This is a genomic window from Nonomuraea lactucae, assembly GCF_003313395.1.
Lineage (GTDB): Bacteria > Actinomycetota > Actinomycetes > Streptosporangiales > Streptosporangiaceae > Nonomuraea > Nonomuraea lactucae.
The window spans coordinates 1-2,916 of sequence record NZ_QNFZ01000661.1 but is presented as its reverse complement, the minus strand read 5'-3'; the positions used below and the strand labels follow the sequence as shown (position 1 = coordinate 2,916).

4 protein-coding genes are annotated in these 2,916 nt (G+C 74.4%); 3 read left to right on the top strand and 1 reads right to left on the bottom strand.

Annotated features, from left to right (window positions below; translation table 11 throughout):
* Positions 1–858 (bottom strand): xanthine dehydrogenase family protein molybdopterin-binding subunit (locus DQW85_RS24985; protein WP_162795353.1); only part of this gene is annotated, 858 nt, incomplete at its 3' end.
* 125 nt (positions 859–983) lie between these two features.
* Here DQW85_RS24985 and DQW85_RS24980 point away from each other — a divergent pair.
* The 3 genes from DQW85_RS24980 to DQW85_RS24970 are packed head-to-tail and all read left to right on the top strand — an operon-like array spanning position 984 to position 2,633.
* On the top strand, positions 984–1,583 hold the full coding sequence (locus tag DQW85_RS24980) for a sulfite oxidase-like oxidoreductase (protein WP_113702434.1): 600 nt from the start codon (positions 984–986) through the stop codon (positions 1,581–1,583).
* Positions 1,583–2,320 (top strand): ferredoxin reductase, encoded by a 738-nt coding sequence (locus DQW85_RS24975; RefSeq protein WP_113702433.1) that lies wholly within the window; start codon positions 1,583–1,585, stop codon positions 2,318–2,320. The genes DQW85_RS24980 and DQW85_RS24975 overlap by 1 nt, the downstream gene beginning before the upstream one ends.
* Before the next feature lies 1 nt (position 2,321).
* Positions 2,322–2,633 (top strand): DUF6510 family protein, encoded by a 312-nt coding sequence (locus tag DQW85_RS24970; RefSeq protein ID WP_113702432.1) that lies wholly within the window; start codon positions 2,322–2,324, stop codon positions 2,631–2,633.
* Positions 2,634–2,916 lie beyond the last annotated feature (283 nt).

Sequence of the window (2,916 nt, the reverse complement as noted above, 5' to 3'; positions counted from 1 at the left end):
GGCCCGCGCGGGCAGGGTGGCGACCAGGCGGTCGCCGGGCGACTCGGTCCAGCTCACCGGGCGGCCCAGGCGCATCGCGGCCAGGCAGGCGAGCAGCTCGTCGGGGTAGATGTGCTCCTTCGCGCCGAAGCCGCCGCCGGTGTCGCCGCTGACGACCCGAACCCGGCCGTGCGTGAGCCCGAGCGCGTCCGCGGCGTGGTCGCGCACGTGGTGCGGCGCCTGCGTGGACGTCCGGATGGTGAGCTCCCCGTCGGTGAAGGACGCGACGACGCCGCGCGGCTCCATCGGGTACGGCGAGACCCTGCCGAACGTGAACGCCAGCTCGACCACGTGCGCCGCCCCGGCGATGGCCTCTTCGCAGTCGGGGTCGCCGAGCACGGAGTCGGTGACGACGTTGGTGCCCCAGGCCGGGTGGAGCAGCGGCGCGCCGGCCTCCATCGCCCGCTCGACGCCGATGACGGCGGGCAGTTCCTCAAGGTCCAGGTCGATCAGGGCGGCCGCGTCCGCGGCGGCCTCCGGCGTCCGGGCGACGACGAGGGCGAGCGGCTGGCCCGTGTACAGGACGGCCTCGTCCAGCACCGGATAGGAGGTCTCGCGCTGGCCCGGCGCGAGCGTGACGCAGGGCAGCCGGATGCCGGCGGTGTCGGCGGGCGTGATGACGTCGAGCACGCCCTCCACGGTCCAGGCCGCCTTGGCGTCGCAGCCGGCCAGCCGCCCATGGGCGATGGGGCTGCGGACGACGGCGGCGTGGGCGGTCCCGGGCAGCCGCACGTTGCCGACGAACCTGGCCCGGCCGGTGAGCAGCCGGGCGTCCTCCCGGCGGGGCGTCCTCGCGCCCACATGTCTACCCTCATCCATGACCCCGAGTGTGAGCGTCCGCCACCGGACGGTCCACGCGCCGCGCTGCCACCGAGGGCAGATGTGAATCACCGAGGTGCGGCGTGATGGAATGACCAGATGACCTGTCGCTGAAGGAGGGTCCCGTGGCCATCGTCTCTCGCGGCTTTCACGGTCGGCCCAGGGCGGGCGGCGACCGGCTCCCACCCGGCCAGTACCTGGTGGACGACTTCCCCGTGCTGTCGGCCGGGCCGACACCGCGGGTCCCGACGGACCGGTGGGAGTTCGTCATCGACACCGAGTCGGGCCAGACCCACCGCTGGTCCTGGCAGGACCTCATGGCGCTGCCCAGCCAGACGCCGACGGTCGACATCCACTGCGTCACCAGGTGGTCCAAGCTGGACACCACCTGGGAGGGCGTCTCTCTCGACGTGCTGTTCGAGGACGTGGAGACCGCCGCCGACTACGCGCTGGTCCACTCCTACGGCGGCTACACCACCAACCTGCCGCTCGAGGAGCTGCTCGACGGCAAGGCGTGGATCGCGCACCGCTTCGACGGCGAGGAGCTGGCGCCCGTACACGGCGGTCCTGCCCGGCTGCTGGTGCCCCACCTGTACCTCTGGAAGTCGGCCAAGTGGGTGCGCGGCATCCGGCTGCTCAACGAGGACTGGCCGGGATTCTGGGAGACCGCGGGCTACCACAACTTCGGCGACCCCTGGCTTGAGCAGCGCTACGAGGACGACTGATGACGCGTCCGCCGCGCCGCCCGACCTGGCGGGCCGCCCGGCTGACCGGAGTCCGCCCGGAGACCGGCAGTGCCCGGACCCTGCGCTTCGAGGTGCCCGGCTGGCCTGGCCACCTGGCCGGCCAGCATGTGGACGTGCGGGTGACGGCGGAGGACGGATACAGCGCCCAGCGCAGCTACTCGCTGGCCGCGCCCGCCGACGGCGACGCGATCGAGCTGACCGTGGAGGCCGTGCCCGACGGGGAGGTCTCGCCGTACCTGACCGAGGTCATCGAGGCCGGCGACGAGGTGGAGATCCGCGGGCCGGTGGGCGGCTGGTTCGTCTGGCGGCCGGAGAGCACCGCGCCGGTGCTGCTGGTGGGCGGCGGGGCGGGCATCGTGCCGCTGATGGCCATGATCCGGGCGCGCCGCCTGGCGGGGAGCCGCGTGCCGTTCCGACTGCTCTACTCGCTGCGCGATCCGGGCAGCCGGTACTACGCGGACGAGCTGCGCCGGCCCGACCCCGGGCTGGACGTCGCCTACCTCTACTCCCGCAGCACGCCCGAGGGCTGGCCCCGCCTGGCCGGCCGGATCATGCTGGACGACCTGGCCGAGGGCGGGTGGCCCGCCGACTTCGAGCCCGACTGCTACGTGTGCGGCCCGACGGGGTTCGTGGAGAGGGCCGCCGACCTGCTGCTCGCTCTCGGACACGCTCCCGGACGCGTCAGGACCGAACGCTTCGGCCCGACCGGAGGTTGAGATGACCGCTGAACACCTCGACGGCAACGCGCTGGCCGGCCCGCTGGCCGAGATCTTCGCCGTGGACGTCACCGCCGCCACCGGCCGCTGCGCGAGCTGCGGCCTGGCCGGGCCGATCGCGTCGCTGCACGTGTACGGCCCCGAACCCGGCCTCGTGGCCCGCTGCTCCGGCTGCGAGGAGGTAGTGCTGCGCCTGGTGCGCGGCCCCGGGGTGGCCTGGCTCGACCTGCGCGGCGCCGTCTCCCTGCGCGTCTCCCTCCCGGACCCGCCAGACCTGCCGGACCTGCCGGACCTGCCGGACCTGCCAGGCTGAGGCGGAGCGCCGCCGTTCCGCGCCGGCGTGAGGTCTCGGGGGACCAACGCGGACATCTCGCCGTCCTCACGCGGGCGGAGCGTGACGCTCAGTACACTCGGCGCGTTCATCCGGCCGACACCCGCACCACGAGGCTCTGGGCCACGGGCAGCGCCCTCGGCCCCGTCCTTTGGGAGTCACGTGAGCAGCGGGCTGGTCGACGCGCCGCCCTCGCGGTCGAGGCACGCGCGCCCCCGGCACGCGCGGGCCAGGCACGCGCGCTCCCGGACGGGCGGCCGGTGGC

Excerpts from the sequence above, each read along its gene's own strand:
- DQW85_RS24975 (WP_113702433.1), top strand. The coding sequence starts at position 1,583 with ATGACGCGTCCGCCGCGCCGCCCGACCTGGCGGGCCGCCCGGCTGACC.
- DQW85_RS24970 (WP_113702432.1), top strand. The coding sequence starts at position 2,322 with ATGACCGCTGAACACCTCGACGGCAACGCGCTGGCCGGCCCGCTGGCC.